This window comes from Alishewanella maricola (assembly GCF_016343785.1).
Classification (GTDB): Bacteria; Pseudomonadota; Gammaproteobacteria; order Enterobacterales; family Alteromonadaceae; genus Alishewanella; species Alishewanella maricola.
The window spans coordinates 44,827-64,132 of record NZ_JAEINI020000003.1 but is presented as its reverse complement, the minus strand read 5'-3'; the positions used below and the strand labels follow the sequence as shown (position 1 = coordinate 64,132).

Below are 19,306 nucleotides of genomic sequence, written 5' to 3'. Positions count from 1 at the left end.
GCGCCGCTATCTGCAAGTTATTGCGGCTTATTATCCACGGAATAGGGCTAAATACCAGTTTCAATTCGTGCCAAGTGGCGACAGGATCTGTGCCTGACCTGCAGTCACATTATTCATTTGCTCGATAAAATCGCTTACAGCCGGCTCAGGTAGGCGCACACTAAGCTCAACTTGGTGCGAGTAGTGCTGTGTGAGCACTTCGCCGGCGCATTGTTGCAACAGTTGTCGCAGCCTTGCTTCATCGGCAAAGGCTAGGCTAAGTGTCAGTTCGCGCTGTGGGCTTATCGTGGTGAAGCTTGCCAACGCTGTGGCTTGCGACACTGCAGCTGAGTAAGCGCGCACCAGGCCACCCGCACCCAGTTTCACCCCACCAAAATAACGCACGACCACAGCAAGCGTATTCCCCAATTCGCGCTCAGTTAGTACATGCAACATCGGTTTACCGGCGGTGCCGCTGGGCTCACCATCATCGCTAAAGGCTTGGGTTAAAGGCTGGCGAGTATTGCCTATAATATATGCCCAGCATACGTGATTAGCATCTTTGTAGCGTTCACGATAATGCTGCAGCCACTGCTAGGCCTGCTCACGATCAGTGACCGGCTGCAAAAAGGTCAGAAAATCACTGTTCTTTTCAGTGAGCCGATGCTCAACCGGCGCGGCCAGGGTAGTGTAGGTGGTCATGTTTGCTTAAGCTAACTTCTTGTGCTCAGGTGAAAAGATTATATCGGATCTTGTTGCTACGATTCTCCCGTTAATTGCTTTGGATCTAATAGCTCCTTCAGCTCATCCCTGCTTAACTCAGTCAGTTCCGCCGCCACATCAATAATGGGGCGTTGCTGCTGATAAGCCTGTTTGGCAATCGCAGCGGCTTGGTCATAGCCAATTTTACTGTTGAGTGCGGTCACCAAGATCGGGTTTTTCGCCACCGTTTGCGCAATATGCTGCTCATTAACCGTAAAATCCGCTATGGCTTGTGTGGCCAATGCTTGGCAACTGCCACTGAGTAAACTGATGGCTTCTAAGAGATTATCGGCCACCAGTGGCAGCATCACGTTTAACTCAAAATTACCCGATTGCGCCGCCATGCTAATGGCGGTATCACAGGCAAACACTTGCACAGAAGCCATCGCCACCGCTTCGGGGATCACCGGGTTGACTTTACCCGGCATAATCGACGAACCCGGTTGCAACGCCGCTAAACTAATTTCGCTTAAGCCCGCTAACGGGCCAGAATTCATCCAACGTAAATCATTGGCAATTTTTAACAGCGCTGCGGCCAACGTTTTTAAACTGCCTGATAAGGCGAGCGCACCATCTTGCGAGCTTAAATTAAAAAAGAAATTAGCGCTGGGCGTTAAGTGTAAGCCGGTTTGTTGGCTGAGTTGTTGTGCAAACAATACTGCGAAATCTTTATGCGCATTAATACCTGAACCCACGGCGGTGCCGCCTTGCGCTAATTGGCTTAGCAGCGGCACTTGCTGCTGTAACTGGGTTTGCGCATGACTTAGCTGACTGTGCCAGCCGCCGAGCACTTGCGCAAAGGTCACCGGCATGGCATCCATTAAATGGGTGCGACCGGTTTTAACAATATGACCTATCTCTGCAGATTTTGTGTTAATTGCCTGTTTTAAGGTCTGTATTGCTGGAAATAGCTGCTGCTCTAACGCCAATAAGCTACTCAATTGTATCGCCGTGGGGATAGTGTCGTTACTGCTTTGGCCTAAATTGACCTGATCATTGGGATGAATGTGCTCACCAGCTAATTGGCTCGCCAAGGTCGCCAGCACTTCATTCACGTTCATATTGCTACTGGTGCCCGAGCCGGTTTGATAGACACTGACGGGGAACTGGCTTAAATCAGTGTTACTGAGTAGCTTTCCAGCCGCCTTGACAATGGCATTGGCCTGAGCGGTGTTTAACAATCCCAATTGGGCATTGCTGTGGGCTGCGGCTTGTTTAATTTGCAGCAACGCTTGAATAAATCTGAGCGGCAGCGTTTTTGGACTGATTTGAAAGTTTTGCACGGCGCGTTGTGTTTGCGCTTGGTAAAGCGCGCTGCTTGGCACTTGTAACTCGCCCATGGAATCGCGTTCGGTGCGGGTAGACATAGTCACTCCTGTTTATCAAGGATGCCTTTTAGCCTAGCTGTAGTGTGCTGAAGATGCCAGGTTGGCCTGAGTAGGGTTTAGCACAAGCGTGATACCTCAGGCGTTTGGGAAGCGCTGTAATAATCAGGTTAAGGCTCGTTCAATTCCTGAGAGTTGCGGCTAAATACCGGAATGGTCAGTTGCCATTTAATGGCGGCTAAGCGCAGTAATAGCAGGCTTGCCATGCCGGCGAGCATGGCATAAATAGGGGCGATATGCAGCGCCAATAGGCTGGTATACACCGCACCACCAAAAATACAGGTAAAAGCATACAGCTCGCCGCGAAACACCATCGGGATCTCCCGGCATAGTACATCCCGGATCATGCCACCACACACGCCGCTCATGGTGCCGAGCATAATGGCCACCATGGTCGAGGTGCCGTGATCCAACGCTTTTTGCGTACCCATAATCACAAAAAAAGCCAGCCCAATGGCATCGGCAATTTGTAACGTATTATTGGGAATGGTCAGACGATTACGTACCAGTAAGATGGTGGCGCCAGCTGCGGCAAAGATGGCAAAAAAGTAGCTGTTGTTGTTCATCCAGATCACGGGCACGTCTAAAATGAGATCGCGCAGTGTTCCGCCGCCAATGGCGGTAACGGTGGCTAATACAATCACGCCGAAGCCATCCATGTGATTACGCCATGCTGCCAAAGTACCCGATACAGCAAATACAGCGATGCCTAATAAATCGAACCAATGGAAATAGTCTGTCACTGCGTTATCCGTCCTGTCTGGTATGGCCTGCGGCACGTATTTTAACATTGATGGTGCTGTGGCAACATCCTTTGCAGCAGATCGCAGCGTGTTAATCTAACAAATACATAAAGGTCGAACCTGTGTCGACAAAGCGCATGACTTTTCGCGGCACATCGCCTATGGTAGGCAAGATTTTTTTGGGGTTGGTTTGAGTATGCGAAAGAGTAAACTGTTATTGGGCATTGGCTTAGCCGCAGTGGTTTGCGTGGCTATCTATCAGTATGTCAATTACAAAGCGGCTAAGATCATTGGCCAGCAAATTGACTATATTAACCAATCTTATGCTGAAATGGCGTCTGCTGGCTTGATGCCTAGGCTAAGTTTGAGCTATCAGCGAATTAAAGCCAATTATTGGCAAGATGATTACCGGATTGAAGGTGTTCAAGTTGATGTGGCGGCCGTCGGTGTTTTGGCGGAAGTTGCGCAGCTAAAAGTACGTGGCTTTGAGCCGGGTACCTTAGCCGATAATGGTCAGGTATCGATTGTGGGATTAAAACTCTCTGACGGGATGCAGGTGTTTTTGCCGCCCGAGTTGGCTAAACTCGCCAAAGGCTTATTAATCAATACGGATTATCAATATCATTACTCGGGGAAAAGCGGCAATTTGCGTTTAACGCAGCAATTGTATATCGGTGAGGGCCTCTCGGTAAATTTTCAATTGCAGATGCAAAAGATGCAGCGTTTTTGGCAGTTTGCCAAACAGTGGACTGCGATGGACGCTGAAACGCAGCAAGTATTTAGTCAGTCGGATGCTTATAGTCAGCAGCTGACACAAGCCTTAACCGAAGGTTTAGTGGCAGAGGGGCAGTTAAGTATCGTTAATGCGGGTTTTTTACAAGCCTTGTATCAGGCGCTTCGTCAAACTGAGCAAACGGCGCAAGTGGAAGCGTTAAAAGGGCAGTTAGAGCAGTTTTTAACGCAGCATCCCAGCTTACCGAGTGCCATTAGCCAGCCGCTATTAGTTTTTTTGGCCGATCCGCGCACGTTAACCTTTCAATTTAAATTAGAACAACCGTTAAGTTTTGTGCAGTTACAGCAAGGTGAGTGGCCAGAGCAGGTGCAAAGCGCTGAGCAGATGTTAGAGTTTGGCAATATGCTATTACAGGTCAATCCAGAATAGTGTCACAAGCAGCGTTATGGTGAGCTGCTTGTGACCAATACCGTTTTAGCCTAACCAGGGTAAACGGGCTTTGCGCTGCGCTTCAAAGGCAGAAATTTCTGCAGCGAGTTGTTCGCTGGAGCCGATAAAGTCTAAGCCACTTAATAAGCGTTGTTTAATATCAGGATCAATACTAAATCCCATTGCGGCGTTATTACCAAACATAATTTCTTGGCTAGCTAAATCGATCTGCCATTGTTGCGGCCCTTGGGCGCAGCGTTTAAACAGCAGTTCAATATTGGTTTTGCTTAACTGAATTAATAACATGCCGTTATTCACGCTGTTATTAAAGAAAATATCGGCAAAGCTCTCGGCGATAATCACTTGAAAACCATACTGTTGCAGTGCCCAAGGCGCATGTTCGCGGCTTGAACCACAGCCAAAGTTTGCTCGGGTTAACAAAATAGACGCGCCTTGGTATTGTGGGAAGTTCAGCACAAAGTCGGTATTCGGGACGCCGTCTGCCACATAGCGCCAATCATAAAATAGCGCTTCGGCAAAACCATCACGGCTGACTGAGGTTAAAAACTGTTTTGGGATGATCTGATCCGTATCCACATTGTTTTTATCTAATGGGCAGACTAACCCGGCTTTAAAAATCTGACTCATGCCCAGTCTCCTTGTGTGATATTAACAAATTTACCGGCAATCGCCGCGGCCGCTGCCATGGCAGGGCTAACTAAATGGGTGCGTGCGCCACGACCTTGGCGGCCTTCAAAATTACGGTTGCTCGTAGAAGCACAACGTTGACCGGCTTCTACGCGATCGTCATTCATGCCTAAGCACATAGAGCAACCGGGTTCACGCCATTCAAAACCAGCAGCTTTAAAGATATCGGCTAAGCCTTCAGCTTCGGCTTGGCGTTTCACAATACCTGAGCCAGGTACGACTAAAGCGCGCACGCCCGCTGCAACGGTTTTGCCCTTAATCACACTGGCAGCGGCACGTAAATCCTCAATGCGGCTGTTGGTACAGCTACCAATAAACACCACATCCACTTGGCAATCCGTTAATTTTTGACCGGCACTTAACCCCATATACTGCAGCGCTCGTGCTGCGGCATCACGTTTCGTTTCGTCCGCAAAGCTTTCTGGGGCAGGCACAGGCGTATCTACGGAAATGACTTGCTCAGGGTTGGTGCCCCAAGTCACTTGCGGTGTGATATCGGCAGCATTAATTTGCACGGTGTGATCAAACACGGCATCGCTATCTGAATGCAGGCTTTGCCAATAACTGACAGCGGCAGGCCAATGTTCACCTTGAGGCGCATTGGCTTTATCTTTTAAATAAGCAAAAGTAACGTCATCTGGTGCGATCAAGCCGGCTTTTGCGCCCATCTCAATGCTCATATTGCACAGTGTCATACGGCTTTCCATGCTCATAGCGCTAATGGTATCGCCAGTAAATTCGGCAACATAACCATTACCCCCGGCAGTGCCGAGCTTACCAATGACCGCTAAGGCGACGTCTTTTGCAGTGACATGCGCAGATAATTGACCATTGATCTCGACTTTCAGGGTTTTAGCTTGTTGTTGTGGCAGTGTTTGTGTGGCTAACACATGTTCCACTTCTGAAGTACCGATGCCAAAGGCTAAGGCACCAAAAGCGCCATGCGTTGAAGTGTGCGAGTCGCCACACACAATGATCATACCCGGCTGCGTTAAGCCTTGCTCAGGGCCAATGACATGCACAATGCCTTGATCAGGATGGGTTAAATCCAAAATCGGGATCTGGTTTTCGGCACAGTTTTCGGCTAGCGCTTCAAGTTGTTTGCGCGAGGTTTCACCGGCGGCATCTAAACTGCGCTTTTGCGTGGATACGTTGTGATCCATGGTAGCAAAAGTCAGATCGGTACGTCGAACATGACGCCCAGCCAATTTTAAACCGGAGAAAGCTTGAGGTGAGGTCACTTCGTGGATTAAATGCCGATCGACATACAATAAATCGGTGCTGGCATTAATTTTACCCACAACATGGCTTTGATAAATCTTCTGATATAGCGTTTGGCCCATCAGTTGTTCTCCTGGCGTAAAGTGGCAACAATGGCAGCGCCAACGGCGGCCGTTCCATAAGTCGATTTCGGGTTAATATCGCGGGTAACAATGTGTTGCTCTAAGCAAGACTGCACTGCTTTCTCAATAGCTTGCGCCGCGGCTTCTTCCGCAAAGCTGTAACGCAGCATTAAGGCGACACTGAGAATTTGTGCGATAGGGTTAGCAATACCTTTGCCGGCAATATCTGGGGCGCTGCCGCCCGCGGGCTCATATAAACCGAAACCACTGCCGTTTAAGCTGGCAGAGGGTAATAGACCCAATGAACCGGCAATGGCCGCAATTTCGTCCGATAAAATATCGCCAAACAAGTTGTCGCACAGCATCACGTCAAATTGTTGTGGGCTACGGATAAGCTGCATGGCGGCGTTATCGATATACATATGCTCTAAAGTGATGTCCGGAAACTCTTTTGCTACGCGCTCCACGGTTTCACGCCATAAAATACTGGTTTGCAGCACGTTGGCTTTATCAATAGAGGTCACTTTTTTGCTGCGCTTGCCGGCGGCTTCAAAGGCGACGCGGGCAATACGCTCGATTTCTGGCACGCTGTAACGCTGAATATCAAAGGCGTCAACAGCGGTGCGGCCTTTCTCGCCGAAATAAATACCGCCGGTTAGCTCACGAATACATAACACATCCATGCCCAGCGAGCTTACGCGGGGGTGTAGCGGCGATAATTCCGCAAAGGCCGGATAAATTTGCCCAGGGCGCATATTACAAAATAAATCGAAGGTTTTGCGTAAGGGTAATAATGAACCTCGCTCTGGCTGACTGTCTGGCGCTAAACCGGTCCACTTAGGGCCACCGACCGAGCCAAATAAGATAGCATCACTGTTTTTACACAGTGCTAAGGTTGCCGCAGGTAAGGGCTCACCGGTTGCATCAATCGCAGCACCACCGACTAAGGCTTCTGTTAGGCTTAAGCTAAACTGAAATTTTTCTGCCACTACGTTTAACACTTTAATGGCTTCGGCCATCACTTCTGGGCCAATGCCATCACCGGCCAATACGGCGACTTTATAATGCTTGCTCATGCTTCACCTGCTGTTTGATTACTCTGAGATTCGGTATTTTTTGCTTGTTTATGGGCGTGGATGGTTTGCGCACGCTGGATCATATTCAGCACATGCACATAGGCCAGCACCGAGGCACGAACGATATCGGTGGCTAAACCCGCACCATGAAAGCGTTGTCCTTGGTATTCCGCAGTAATATCGACCTGACCTAAAGCATCTTCGCCACTGCCTTTGGCCGACAAATTAAAATCGACCATCTTGATCTGTAATTGGCTAATGCGCTGCACGGCTAAAAAAGCGGCTTCAACTGGGCCATTGCCTGTTGCCGCTTCGGTGACTATCTTACCATCACAACTTAAACCCACGGTGGCGCTGGCGACGTGGCCGGTATGCGTTGAGGAGCTTAAAAACTCAAGTTTGTAATATTCGTCTTGCTCTTGTAAGTTTTGGAAAAACACCAAGGCTTCTAAATCGTAATCAAATACCCGACCCTTTTGATCGGCTAAGGCCAAGAAGCTTTGATAAACCTCTTCTAATTGATAATCCTCTTTGGTGTAACCCAGCTCGGCTAATCGATGTTGAATGACATGGCGACCCGAGCGCGAGGTTAGGTTTAATTCGTTTTGTCGAATACCGACGTGCTCTGGCGACATAATTTCGTAGGTGTTCTGTGCTTTTAACACGCCGTCCTGATGAATACCCGAGCTATGGGCAAAGGCATTTTCACCGACAATGGCTTTATTCGGTTGGATCGGCATATTACAAATTTGGCTAACCAAATGAGAGCTACGATAAATCTCGGTGGTTTTAATATCGGTGTACAAAGGCGCTAACACATCTTTACGGGTATTGATGATCATCGCCACTTCTTCTAGTGAGCAATTACCAGCACGTTCCCCGATGCCATTGACCGTACATTCGATTTGGCGTGCCCCGGCTTGAATGGCACTGATACTGTTCGCCACCGCTAAGCCTAAATCGTTATGGCAATGCACGCTTAAGCGCGCTTTATCAATATTCGGCACTTTGCTTTTTAAGCTATGAATAATGGCAGCAAACTCGTTCGGGATGGTGTAACCGACGGTATCGGGAATATTAATGGTGGTTGCGCCGGCAGCGATGGCGCGTTCAACTATCCAGCATAAATCGTCAATCGGTGTACGTCCGGCATCTTCACAAGAAAATTCAATATCGTCGGTGTAGCGGCTGGCTAACTTAATGGCGGCGACAGCTTGTTCAGTGGCTTGGGCTAAGGTTTTACGCAATTTGTACTGTAAGTGTAAGGGCGAGGTGGCAATAAAGGTATGAATGCGGCGGCGCTCGGCATCTTTTAACGCTTCGCCACAGGCTTCAATATCAGCACTGACTGCGCGAGAAAGACCACAAATAACCGGCCCTTTCACTTCACGGGCAATACGCTGCACTGAAGCAAAGTCACCTGGGCTAGATACCGGAAAGCCCACTTCCATCACATCAACATTTAAGCGGGCAATAGCATGCGCCAGTTGAATTTTTTGCTTTTGGCTTAAGCTGGCGCGTAACGCCTGCTCACCATCACGCAAGGTGGTATCGAAAATCCAAATTTTGTTATCAGCACTCATCACGCTTTCCTTTTAATGGCCTTAGGCGTACAACATGCCGGAAGTCATAAAAAAACCCCGGCCAAGGCACGGGGTTTTCGTTTATCGGTAGTGAACGCTCACCAATAAGCACGACCCCGTGCAGCGCAGAGGAGCACGAGGAGTAGGCTAATGATGTAGGTCACAACTGAAGAATTCATTTACTGTATTGCTGCCTTATTTACAGAACGCCATATTAATAACATGGTTATTTTTGCAGTGCAACAGTATAGATGGCTAAATGGATAAAAACTTTGGTTGTAGATTGCGCAATTTTCAGTGTGTTGCCCAATTTTCGATGGGCTCTTTACTTAACCACGTTGCACCTAAGCCGCGACAACGTTAGATTAAGGCTTGCTGATTTTTAAGGAACGTCTTGTGCAAGTGAAACTGATTTTCTCGGCCCTAACCATGGCCACATTACTGGGCGCGTGTCAAAAAGCGCCAGAACCCGTTGTGACAACAGATGCGTGGTCGCCTTTGGCTCAGCGTTATGTCAGTTTAGTTTTGGCACTGGGTGAGCATGATAAAAGTTATGTCGATGCCTATTATGGCCCTGCCGAATGGGCAGAACAGGCTAAAACGGCTGGGCAATCAGCGGCAGATATTGCTACTGCGGGCAGTGCTTTACAGGCTGAAATTAGGGCGTTAAGTGCCACTGATACTATGTTGCGCTTACGCCAACACTATTTAATCACGCAATTAACCGCATTAATCAGCCATGCGCAAACGTTGGCGACGGGCAAGCGGGCCAGTTTTGAGCAACAGGCGCAACAACTGTATGACACCTTGCCCCCGCAACGTGAATTGGCCAGTTTTGATACTATTTTAGCCGAGCTAGAAGCGCTAGTGCCGGGCGAGGGGGATTTAACCGAACGAGTGGTTGCATACCGCGCGGGCTTTGTGATCCCACAAGATAAACAACAGCAGGTCTTTGAGCGGGCGATAGCTGAGTGTCAGGCTCGCACGCTCAGTCGCATAGATTTACCCCAGCAGGAGCGTTTTACGTTGGAGTTTGTCGAAGACAAACCCTGGAGTGGCTATAACTGGTATCAAGGTGCGGCTTATAGTCTGATCCAAATTAATATCGAGCGACCCATTGATATCTCGCGTGCGGTCGACTTGGGGTGTCATGAAGGGTATCCAGGACATCACACCTACAATGCGTTGTTAGAGCAGAAATTAAAAAACGAGTTACAGTGGGTCGAATTTAGCGTTTACCCCTTGTTTAGCCCGCAGTCGTTAATCGCGGAAGGTACGGCAAACTATGGTATTAGTATGGCGTTCCCTGGTGAGCAAAAGATGCAGTTCGAGCGCGATGTGCTCTATCCGTTAGCGGGCTTAGATGCTGCGTTGGCTGCAGAGTATGCGCAATTTTTAAAGTTAATGGCTCAACTAAGCTATGCCGGTAATGAAATTGCGCGGTTATACCTCAATGGTGAAATTGATGCGGCAACGGCACAAAGCTTACGCCAGCGTTACTTATTGCAAAGTGAAGCAGAGGCCAAGCAAGGCATCCGGTTTGTTGATACCTATGGCGCTTATGTGATCAATTACAATTGGGGCAAAGATTTAGTGAAGAACTATATCGAGCAAGGCGGCTCTGAAGATGAGCGTTGGCAGCGTTTTATCAGTTTGTTGTCAACGCCGAAGTTGCCGTCTTCTATTGCTTGGGAATAAAATGCTCGCCGTTGCCCCTCGCGCGTGTTTACATACGCGACAGCTTACTTAAACCGATAAACAGGAAATTGCATGGAACGTTACTTTGAAAGACTGATGTATGGCACGCGCTGGATCATGGCGCCGATATATCTGGGCTTGAGTTTATGTTTAATGGCATTAGCCATTAAATTTTTTCAGGAAATATTTCATGTTATCCCAATGATTTTTAGCATGAAAGAAGTAGAACTGATCCTGATCACCCTAAGCTTAATTGATATTGCTTTGGTCGGTGGTTTGCTGGTGATGGTGATGTTTTCAGGTTATGAAAACTTTGTATCGCGGCTCGATTTACACGGCCATGATGACAAGTTAGGTTGGTTGGGTAAGTTAGACTCTAACTCACTGAAAAACAAGGTAGCTGCGTCGATTGTTGCAATTTCGTCCATACATTTGTTAAAAGTGTTTATGAATACCGAATCAATCGATAATGATAAGCTCAAATGGTACTTATTGATCCACATTACCTTTGTGTTATCCGCTTTTGCGATGGGCTACTTAGATAAAATTTTGCGCGACAAGCCTGATGCAAAAGCCGTGAGTATTGACAATAGTAAACTATAATATTTAGCCAGTACTCGACATAACTGCGTTGAGTTAACAAGATTTTTGTATAACTCAGGCTAAGTAGCTACGAGTAGACCTATTTATTAGGAACGGTTTATGAATAGTTACTTTGCCTAACGGGTTGCTAAAGTGACAGCTTTTTTTACAGCCTGGTAAGACCTCTTTTTATAAACACATAAAAATCAATGGTTTAATATTTTGGCATTTATTTTGCAATGTTTTTTGTGTTGTTTCTTGTCATCTCTAAACAACCTCGAATTCTTAATCGTGAATAATGACCCATCAAATGATATTTGGAGTACAGATGAAACTTAAGGTATTAGCACTTTCGCTAGCATTTACCCTTTCAGCGGCTTTTTTACCGGTCTCGTCAGCTCATGCTGGTTTAATCAGTGCCGATTCTTCGGCTTGGAATTCAGCAGGTACTGCTCTTGCAAGGAATGCTAATCTTTCAACGGCTAATAGTTTTTACATTTGGAATAATAATACTAACTGGTTTATCCGTTGGACTTTTAGTAGTGTTCAAGAAATAAACGGTAATATTGAATTAACCAAAGGCAGCCCATTTCGTTTTCACTCATTTGAGTCAGGTACATATGATTCAATAAATGCTGCTGGTGACTTCACTTCGTATGTTACGGGTGGTTATCTTGATGGTTTGGATTTTACCTTAGCTGCGGGAGAGATATTTAATTTTCAAGTGTTTAAGTCAGGCGGTGGTGCTTTAAATTTTGACGTGTATAGCGGCTCTCCACTCGTTCAGTTTAGCTCTTTGAATAATGGCGATGGTATATTTTTAAGCAATGAGGTCCCAAGAGGCGCTGACACTACTGCAGTACCAGAACCCACTACTCTTGCTTTAATCGGTCTGGGTTTATTAGGTTTGGGTGCATCACGTCGTCGTAAAGCTTAATCATTCTTTATTCATTAAAAAACCAAAAGCGCGGTGATGCGACTTTTGGTTTTTTTGTTTGTATTGTCAGTTTACCTGCTGCACTAAGTTTCAATATCGTTGCTATTAATAATACTTCAAGCCGTCAGCTTTACCTCTAAACGCATAATATGCCACCGCGGTATAGGCCGCAATCACCGGAATCACCACCACTGCGCCAAAGAAAATAATCAGTAGTGATTCCCGCGAGCTTGCCGCTTGATAAAGCGTCATTTGGTTTGGCACCACAAACGGATAGAAACTTAGAGCTAAGCCGATAAAGCTACTGATAAAGATCACGTTACAAATGGCAAAAGGCAACCAAGCACCGGCATCTTTTGGCAGTGGCAAACGTTTTAAGGCCAAATAACCAATAACAAACATGGCAAAGCACAACAACGGGATCGCAGCAAAGAAATAGGCTAATGGTGGTTCCGTCCATACTTGTAACACGTTGGCATTCACCATCGGGTTAATTAAACTCACAGCCAAGATCCCGCTTAGCGTTAACACACCCGCTATTTTACAGTGTTTAATGGCATGCAGTTGCAGCTCACCGCTGGTTTTGCCAATTAGCCAGGCATTACCAATCATCGCATAGGCGGCGGTAACACACAGACCGCTGAAGCAAGCGAAAATAATACTGCCCGTATGATACTGTAAACCCATCACATAAATGCCCAGCATAAAGCCCTGACTGAAGGTTGCTAACAGCGATCCGGCTTTAAAGGTGTAATCCCAGTACACTTTACGCTGAGTTTTTACCTTAGCCCGAAAGTCAAAGGCAACACCACGTAAAATTAAGCCGATGAGTAACATGGCCGTGGGCAAATATAACGCATGTAAAATCGCGCTGTGCGCGGCGGGAAAGGCAACCAGTAACAAACCTACCGCCAATACGAGCCAAGTTTCATTGGCATCCCAAAACGGGCCAATCGAGGCAATGGCTGTATCGCGCCAGGCTTCGTTGCCCATCGGTAGGGTAATGCCGACACCTAAATCATAACCATCTAAAATGGCATAGAGTAAAATCGACAGGGCCGTCAGGCCACCAAAAACCAGGGCCAAATGTTCGGCCGTTAACCAATTCATCATGCTGAAGCTCCTGTGGCTTTGTCAGTGGCTGGCGCGTTTTCAGGTAAACCGGGCATCGTTAGGTCATACTCTTCTACTTCTACCGCACGCTTGGCTAACCAGAATAACGTTTTGATATAGAGCACCAGCAACACGGCGTACAGCACTAAATATAAGCCTAGGGTTAGCGCGACATGCTCACTCGGTACGGTAGTTACCGCGTCACGTGTTTTTAATAAGCCATATACTAAGTAGGGCTGCCGACCAATTTCGGTGACATACCAGCCGGCTAGGGTGGCGATCCAGCCCGAGAACGTCATACCGATAAGGAGTTTTAAATGCAGCGGTGTCAGCGTTTTATGCCTCACTAGTTTAATACTGCTCCACCAAGCCACTAACAGCATTAACATGCCGATTCCCACCATAACGCGGAAGCTATAAAACACTGGTGCTACCGGCGGGTGCTCGCCGACAAACTCATTTAAGCCTTTCAGTTCGCCATTTGGATCGTGCGTTAAAATTAAGCTGGCTAATTTCGGGATCTCAATTGCAAAGCGATTTTGCTGGGTTTCGGCATCGGGGATGGCAAATAACACCAGAGGTGCGCCTTTTTCGGTATGCCAAATACCTTCCATTGCCGCGATCTTTTGCGGTTGATGTTCTAAGGTGTTTAAGCCATGGAAATCACCGACCAATGCCTGAGTGGGCGCTAAAATTGCCGCAGTAAATAAAGCGGTTTTAAGCGTCAGTTTCGGGGCTTTTTTATTATCGCCACGCAATAAGCGATAGGCAGAAATACCGGCCACCAGGAAACAAACGGTGAGGGCCGAGGCCAGCAACATATGCATAAAGCGATAGGGAAAAGACGGGTTAAAAATAATCGCGAACCAGTCGGTGGCATGCACTACGCCATCGCGCATTTCAAAACCTGCTGGCGTTTGCATCCATGAATTCAGCACTAAGATCCAAAATGCCGAGAAAGTGGTGCCTAAGGCGACTAAAAAGGTGGCGAGGGTATGCGCCCAGCGCGGCACTTTATGAAAGCCAAATAACATGATGCCGAGCATGGTGGCTTCAAGGAAAAACGCTGTTAAGATTTCATACGCCAGTAAGGGCCCGGCAATATTGCCAATGGTTTCCATAAAACCAGGCCAGTTGGTGCCAAACTGGAATGACATGGTAATACCGCTAACGACACCCAGCGCAAAGGTTAACGCAAACACCTTGACCCAAAAGCGATAAGCGCGCATCCAAACGGGATGTTGCGAAAAATCGAAGCGTAATTTGAAGTAAAATAACAACCAACCTAAGGCAATGGTAATGGTTGGGAACAGGATATGAAAACTTATATTGGCCGCAAATTGAATACGCGACAGAATTAACGTGTCTAACATAACCACCTCAGCAATAGCCTATTAAGCGTCTTTTTTCGAGCGAAACTTTTCGGTAAATTCCAACACCTTGCCAACCCCAGAACCGAGCTTCATTAAGGTGTTTAACTTTTCTGGCGACAAGGACTGCAAGCTTTGCGTCCATTCGGTAATGTTTTCCAATAAATCATGGATTTCGGTAATGCGTTGTTGCGCGAAGCGTTCTTCTTTGTTGGCCGCTTCATCCATCATCATGTCGCGCAGTAATGACAACGTGGGATCCATCTCACGCTTTCGGCGCTCTTCAAATACTTTATTGGCCATATCCCAAATACTGCCACGGCAAAAATAGTATTCTTTACGATCACCCGCTTTATGTTGCACCTGCACCAGTTGCCAGCTACCCAGTTCTTTTAAACCCATACTGACGTTGCCACGGGAAATACCTAACAACTCGGCAATCTCATTGGCGCAGATTGGCTCTTCACTGACCACCAGCAAGGCATAAATTTGCCCTACGGTGCGGTTAAACCCCCAGCGACTGCCCATCTCACCAAAGTGACAAACAAAAGACTCAATCATTGGTGTCATTTGCATATTTTGTCCTTATTAAACTTTCAGAAATTTCTGAAACTATTGTACGCTCAGATTTTGATCCTGATCAATGTGTTTCTGGAAAATTTATAATAAGCCCTGTAAAGAGGCTGAAACTGGCGTGAAATCGTTGTCGGGAAGGGCTGACACAGTTGATTTTGTTCGATAAAGCATCAGTTGCGCGCTAATTAGCAGATAATTTCAGAAATCACTTGCAAAAGTGGCTGAGCTTGCATAATATTCGCGCCGTTCTGCTGGAACTAATCAGTACTCGTTGCCCGGGTGGTGAAATCGGTAGACACAAGGGATTTAAAATCCCTCGAGGGAAACCTCGTGCCGGTTCAAGTCCGGCCCCGGGCACCATTTTTATGCGCTTCCCCCCCTTTTTGTCACATTAATTTTTGTTTTTCATTTTCTGTAATGTCCTTATGTATTGCTTTTTATTGTTCTGCTTGTGTCTCTCGCTGTCACATCACGCGGCTTTATAAAAGCTGAAGTTCATGCAAGTTTTGCTTTTATCACTTCAATCCTCGTTCATACGGTTCGTTTCGTACGACAAAATGTGACTCAACATTTCAAGGCTTAATAGCGATGTGGTCAGCGGCAGGCTGGTCAAATTGGCTAACTCGATAACATTGCCATTAGACGGGGCAGTGGTTGTTAGTATTGGATTTATAACAACATTGCCGATTAAAAAGCTGCTATACCGCGTATTTACTGCTAGAGTAAATGAATAAACACACCCTTTATTTTATGGGGTAGTTTTTATTGGCATAAACTATCTCTAAATGGATCAATGAGGCACCCTATGTTCAGGTCATTAAGTATTCAAAAACGATTGCTCAGCGCATTTGGTGCTCTCGTCCTGATGTTGGCGGGTTTAGGCTTTTATAACCTGAACACGATGTCAGATATTCGTGAGCGTGCAAGTCAAGTGGAAACCACTATCTTACCCTCGTTAATGAACTTGGCTGACTTAAATTTAAATGTTACCCGCTTACGGGTATTTACATTAAGGCTGATGCTGACAACGGATATTCGACGTGAAGGCGAAACCTTACAATTAGTTGAAAATGTCCGGGCAGAAGTTAAGAAAAACGTATCAGCTTATGAAAGTGTGATTACGCTTGATGAAGAAAGACAAGTATTCACCGCTTTTAAAAAAACAGAAGAAAGCTATTTAGGCATTCAACAGCAAGTGATTGATTTATTGAAACAAGAGGAAATAGGCTCTGCTTTAGACCTTTTGCCACAGATGAGTGTGCTAGCGAATAGCATGACCCAAGATTTAATAAAATTAACCAGTATAAACCAGCAAGCTGTTGCTGATACGCGTACTGCTTCGATAGATGCCTATGAAAGTGCTAAATGGGTTGTTATCTTTCTCATTGCTTTCGCGGTAATCGTTGCCATTGTTATCGCGCTTGTTATATCAAAAAGCATTAATCAACCATTATCGCAAGTCATTGAATCAGCTCAGTTTATAGCTGGTAGTGATTTAACTCGTGATGTATGTCGAGATGGCAATGATGAGCTAACCACACTGGCGCAGGCCATAGCAAAAATGCAAACTAATCTTCGCGAAGCGATTGGTCATATCTCAAGCTCAGCCAGTCAACTTGCCTCAGCCGCGGAAGAGTTAAACGCGGTGACCGATGAATCCTCTCGTGCTATTCAACTTCAAAATGATGAAGTGCAACAAGCGGCTACTGCGATAACCGAAATGAGCTCTGCGGTGGATGAAGTGGCGGCAACGGCCATGCAAACCTCAGAAGCGTCTATGCAATCCGCTGCTTTAGCGGAAGATGGCAGTAAAAAAGTACTGCAAACCCGTACGGTTATCGACAAGATGAATGCCGATGTCCGGCAAAGTACCAGTGTGATTAATGTCTTAGCTGATAAAGTCTCCTCGATTAACCAGGTATTAGAGGTGATTCGTAGCGTAGCAGAGCAAACGAACTTACTGGCACTGAATGCGGCCATTGAAGCCGCTCGAGCGGGGGATGCCGGCCGTGGTTTTGCCGTGGTTGCCGATGAAGTGCGTAGTTTAGCGCATCGCACTCAAACCTCGACTGGGGAAATTGAGTTGATGATTAATCAGGTGCAATCTTCGGTGAAAGAAGCCGTAAGTGCAATGGGCTTAATAAGCAGCAATGCAGATAATGCACAAAACGTGGCAATTGAAGCGGCCACGGCCTTAACACGTATTGCGGAAAACATTACCAGTATCAGTGATCAAAACCACGTTATCGCCAGCGCAGCCGAAGAGCAATCGAAAGTGGCGCGGGAGATTGATCGAAATATCATTACCATTAGCGATCTTGCCAATCAAACGGCAACTGGCTCGCATCAAACCACGGCCAGTGCTTCAGAGCTGTCTCGTTTAGCAACACAACTCAACGAGTTAGTTAGCCGCTTTAAAGTGTAATGCGCTAGATAGCGCCAGTTATGCTGGCGCTTTTTTAGGCACGAAACTTGTTCACTTCTAGCCTTAGCATTTTAGCTTGGTTGGCCACATCATCACTTAATTGATTGGTTTTTACTGCTACGTCAGCAGTGTCCTCAGATAAGTCACGAATTTTTACTACATTACGATTGACCTCAGCTGCAACAGAGCTTTGCTCTTCAATTGCGGTAGCGACTTGAGTGGTCATGTCCATTATATTTGATACAGCGTTGGTAATGGTTTGAAGTAACTCACTGGCTGCCGCTGCTTGAGTTGCGCTTCGCCCCCCCTCGTCACCACATTCCTGCATGATCTTGGTAATGCCCTTAGTGCGTTCTTGCAGTTTTTGAATAATACCTTCAATTTGATGAGTCGATTGCTGGGTTCGCTGTGCAAGTGTTCTCACTTCATCTGCAACCACCGCAAAGCCTCGGCCGGCATCCCCCGCTCGAGCGGCTTCGATGGCGGCATTCAGTGCCAGCAAATTCGTTTGTTCGGCAATACTTCTGATGACGTCTAGCACTGAACCAATACTGGTACTGTCTTTTTGTAACTCAACTGCTGATAAATTGGCGTGTTGTAAACGCTCAGCAAGAGCATGCACATAGGTAACCGTATCATTAACTTGTTTCTGTCCTTTTTGTGCATGCTCATTGGCCGTTTGCGCGGTATTGGATGCGGCTTCCGTATTTGTCGCAATTTCCTGAATAGTTGCGCCCATCTCGGTTACTGCCGTCGCGACCATATCGGTTTCACCTTGTTGTGCTTGCGTCACGTCTGCGGTACTCGCTGCAGTCTTTGCAAGTTCAACCGTGACTTTATCTAATGTCTCCAAAGAATGATTCACTGATTTTACTAAATTTTGGACATCGGAAAGCAAGGAATTCATGTCCTGACCGAGTGCAGAAATTTCATCTTTACCAGTGAGTTGCAAGCGTAGAGTAAAATCTTTATTTGTTCGTATCTTTGCTAAATCGTTTGAGGCTTGGCTAATGGGTTTATTGATACTGCGAGCAATTAAACTTACCAAAGAGATCACCAAAAAGATGATCAGCACAAATAGGCCAAGGCTCAATCTATTGATTTTTTGCATAGCCAGCTCAAAGCGACTGCTAAGCTGCTCTGACATATCTGCAAGTAAGGTTTCTGTTGCTTGGATTTGTTGGCGCATATTCCCCTCTAGCCCTTCACTTGGGGTCAAACCTCGTTGCTGGAATAGCGCCACGAGTTGTTGAAAGACAGTCTGATAGTCGGTGTATAAAAGTGCTTCTGCTGGGGTTAATGTGGCGGATAACTGGCGGCTAAGTGTTAGGTGGCGCTCAGCACTTTCTTGTTGCAGATAGGTGATAAAATCTTTTTCAACAGATCGGATCTGCCAGTATAAACCTTGTTCAAAGGGACGGTCGCTCAAACTTTTGTGTAATGGTTGGCTAGTTTCCATCAAGCTTGCCATTAGCCCTTCTTTTGCAGTTAAGCCGATCTGTTGTTCAGTCAAAATTAACTGATCAAATGCTTGTGCATAAAGCTGAACTAAAGCGGCAAATTTTTGCGTTTGTTGTTGTTCTATCGAGAGTGACTGTAATAGCGCTTGCAGTTCAGTCATTTTTTGAGTGAGTTGTTGTTGAGTATCTTGATGTCGCTGTTGATAGCGTAATTCTTTTCGTAATAAAAAATCTTTTTCATGGCGCCGTAAGGTCAGCATGCCGCTATTCAATTCAGCGATGAGTTTATCTGCTTGAGATAGCTGACTTAAGGTTCGCTCTTGATATTGCATAAGGAACAACATAAATCCTAGGGCTGTTACGGCTACAGACGCGATTAATATTAGTCTTGTGCGAATGGTAAA

The 19,306-nt window shown here is 46.5% G+C and carries 16 protein-coding genes and 1 tRNA gene; 6 read left to right on the top strand and 11 right to left on the bottom strand.

Annotation, left to right across the window (positions count from 1 at the left end; all coding sequences use genetic code 11):
- Positions 1-60: 60 nt before the first annotated feature.
- The 3 genes from JAO78_RS05880 to JAO78_RS05870 form a co-directional block, all read right to left on the bottom strand.
- Complete coding sequence (locus JAO78_RS05880) at positions 61-510, bottom strand: IMPACT family protein (protein ID WP_439647503.1); 450 nt, start codon at positions 508-510, stop codon at positions 61-63.
- A gap of 227 nt (positions 511-737) precedes the next feature.
- Positions 738-2,108, bottom strand: coding sequence for a class II fumarate hydratase (locus tag JAO78_RS05875; RefSeq protein WP_226750433.1), 1,371 nt, complete (start codon positions 2,106-2,108; stop codon positions 738-740).
- Between the two features lie 128 nt (positions 2,109-2,236).
- Positions 2,237-2,869 carry a trimeric intracellular cation channel family protein gene (locus JAO78_RS05870; RefSeq protein WP_226750713.1) on the bottom strand — a complete coding sequence of 211 codons (633 nt, stop codon included), beginning with the start codon at positions 2,867-2,869 and terminating at the stop codon, positions 2,237-2,239.
- Positions 2,870-3,065: 196 nt separating this feature from the next.
- Here JAO78_RS05870 and JAO78_RS05865 point away from each other — a divergent pair, with 196 nt between their 5' ends.
- On the top strand, positions 3,066-4,031 hold the full coding sequence (locus JAO78_RS05865) for an aq_1923 C-terminal domain (RefSeq protein ID WP_226750432.1): 966 nt from the start codon (positions 3,066-3,068) through the stop codon (positions 4,029-4,031).
- A gap of 45 nt (positions 4,032-4,076) precedes the next feature.
- Here JAO78_RS05865 and leuD read toward each other — a convergent pair whose 3' ends face one another.
- Genes leuD through leuA form a run of 4 tightly spaced genes read right to left on the bottom strand, consistent with a single transcriptional unit; the run spans position 4,077 to position 8,741 of the window.
- Positions 4,077-4,679 (bottom strand): 3-isopropylmalate dehydratase small subunit, encoded by a 603-nt coding sequence (gene leuD, locus JAO78_RS05860; protein ID WP_226750431.1) that lies wholly within the window; start codon positions 4,677-4,679, stop codon positions 4,077-4,079.
- On the bottom strand, positions 4,676-6,082 hold the full coding sequence (gene leuC, locus JAO78_RS05855) for a 3-isopropylmalate dehydratase large subunit (protein ID WP_226750430.1): 1,407 nt from the start codon (positions 6,080-6,082) through the stop codon (positions 4,676-4,678). Before leuC ends, leuD begins: the two co-directional genes overlap by 4 nt.
- Positions 6,082-7,158: a 3-isopropylmalate dehydrogenase gene (gene leuB / locus JAO78_RS05850; RefSeq protein ID WP_226750429.1), complete on the bottom strand. Its 1,077-nt coding sequence runs from the start codon at positions 7,156-7,158 to the stop codon at positions 6,082-6,084. The genes leuC and leuB overlap by 1 nt, the downstream gene beginning before the upstream one ends.
- Positions 7,155-8,741 carry a 2-isopropylmalate synthase gene (gene leuA, locus JAO78_RS05845; RefSeq protein ID WP_226750428.1) on the bottom strand — a complete coding sequence of 529 codons (1,587 nt, stop codon included), beginning with the start codon at positions 8,739-8,741 and terminating at the stop codon, positions 7,155-7,157. Before leuA ends, leuB begins: the two co-directional genes overlap by 4 nt.
- Before the next feature lie 396 nt (positions 8,742-9,137).
- Between leuA and JAO78_RS05840 the strand changes: the two genes are divergently transcribed.
- From JAO78_RS05840 to JAO78_RS05830, 3 genes are all read left to right on the top strand, one after another.
- Positions 9,138-10,439: a hypothetical protein gene (locus JAO78_RS05840; protein WP_226750427.1), complete on the top strand. Its 1,302-nt coding sequence runs from the start codon at positions 9,138-9,140 to the stop codon at positions 10,437-10,439.
- A 72-nt stretch (positions 10,440-10,511) separates the two neighbouring features.
- Positions 10,512-11,042: a TIGR00645 family protein gene (locus JAO78_RS05835; RefSeq protein WP_226750426.1), complete on the top strand. Its 531-nt coding sequence runs from the start codon at positions 10,512-10,514 to the stop codon at positions 11,040-11,042.
- Positions 11,043-11,349: 307 nt separating this feature from the next.
- Complete coding sequence (locus JAO78_RS05830) at positions 11,350-11,958, top strand: PEP-CTERM sorting domain-containing protein (RefSeq protein ID WP_226750425.1); 609 nt, start codon at positions 11,350-11,352, stop codon at positions 11,956-11,958.
- 105 nt (positions 11,959-12,063) lie between these two features.
- On the opposite strand, the gene JAO78_RS05825 is transcribed toward JAO78_RS05830, so the two are convergent.
- Genes JAO78_RS05825 through JAO78_RS05815 form a run of 3 tightly spaced genes read right to left on the bottom strand, consistent with a single transcriptional unit; the run spans position 12,064 to position 15,017 of the window.
- Positions 12,064-13,068 carry a cytochrome d ubiquinol oxidase subunit II gene (locus tag JAO78_RS05825; RefSeq protein WP_226750712.1) on the bottom strand — a complete coding sequence of 335 codons (1,005 nt, stop codon included), beginning with the start codon at positions 13,066-13,068 and terminating at the stop codon, positions 12,064-12,066.
- Positions 13,068-14,444, bottom strand: a complete 1,377-nt coding sequence (locus JAO78_RS05820) for a cytochrome ubiquinol oxidase subunit I (protein WP_226750424.1) — start codon at positions 14,442-14,444, stop codon at positions 13,068-13,070. Before JAO78_RS05820 ends, JAO78_RS05825 begins: the two co-directional genes overlap by 1 nt.
- 21 nt (positions 14,445-14,465) lie before the next feature.
- Entirely contained in the window at positions 14,466-15,017 is a 552-nt protein-coding gene (locus tag JAO78_RS05815; protein ID WP_226750423.1) for a GbsR/MarR family transcriptional regulator, read from the bottom strand.
- 273 nt (positions 15,018-15,290) lie between these two features.
- Here JAO78_RS05815 and JAO78_RS05810 point away from each other — a divergent pair.
- Positions 15,291-15,377 (top strand) — tRNA-Leu (locus JAO78_RS05810).
- 445 nt (positions 15,378-15,822) lie between these two features.
- Positions 15,823-17,442, top strand: a complete 1,620-nt coding sequence (locus JAO78_RS05805) for a methyl-accepting chemotaxis protein (RefSeq protein WP_226750422.1) — start codon at positions 15,823-15,825, stop codon at positions 17,440-17,442.
- A gap of 34 nt (positions 17,443-17,476) precedes the next feature.
- Here the strand turns inward: JAO78_RS05805 and JAO78_RS05800 are convergent, their stop codons facing one another.
- Positions 17,477-19,246, bottom strand: coding sequence for a methyl-accepting chemotaxis protein (locus JAO78_RS05800; RefSeq protein ID WP_226750421.1), 1,770 nt, complete (start codon positions 19,244-19,246; stop codon positions 17,477-17,479).
- Between the last annotated feature and the right edge of the window lie 60 nt (positions 19,247-19,306).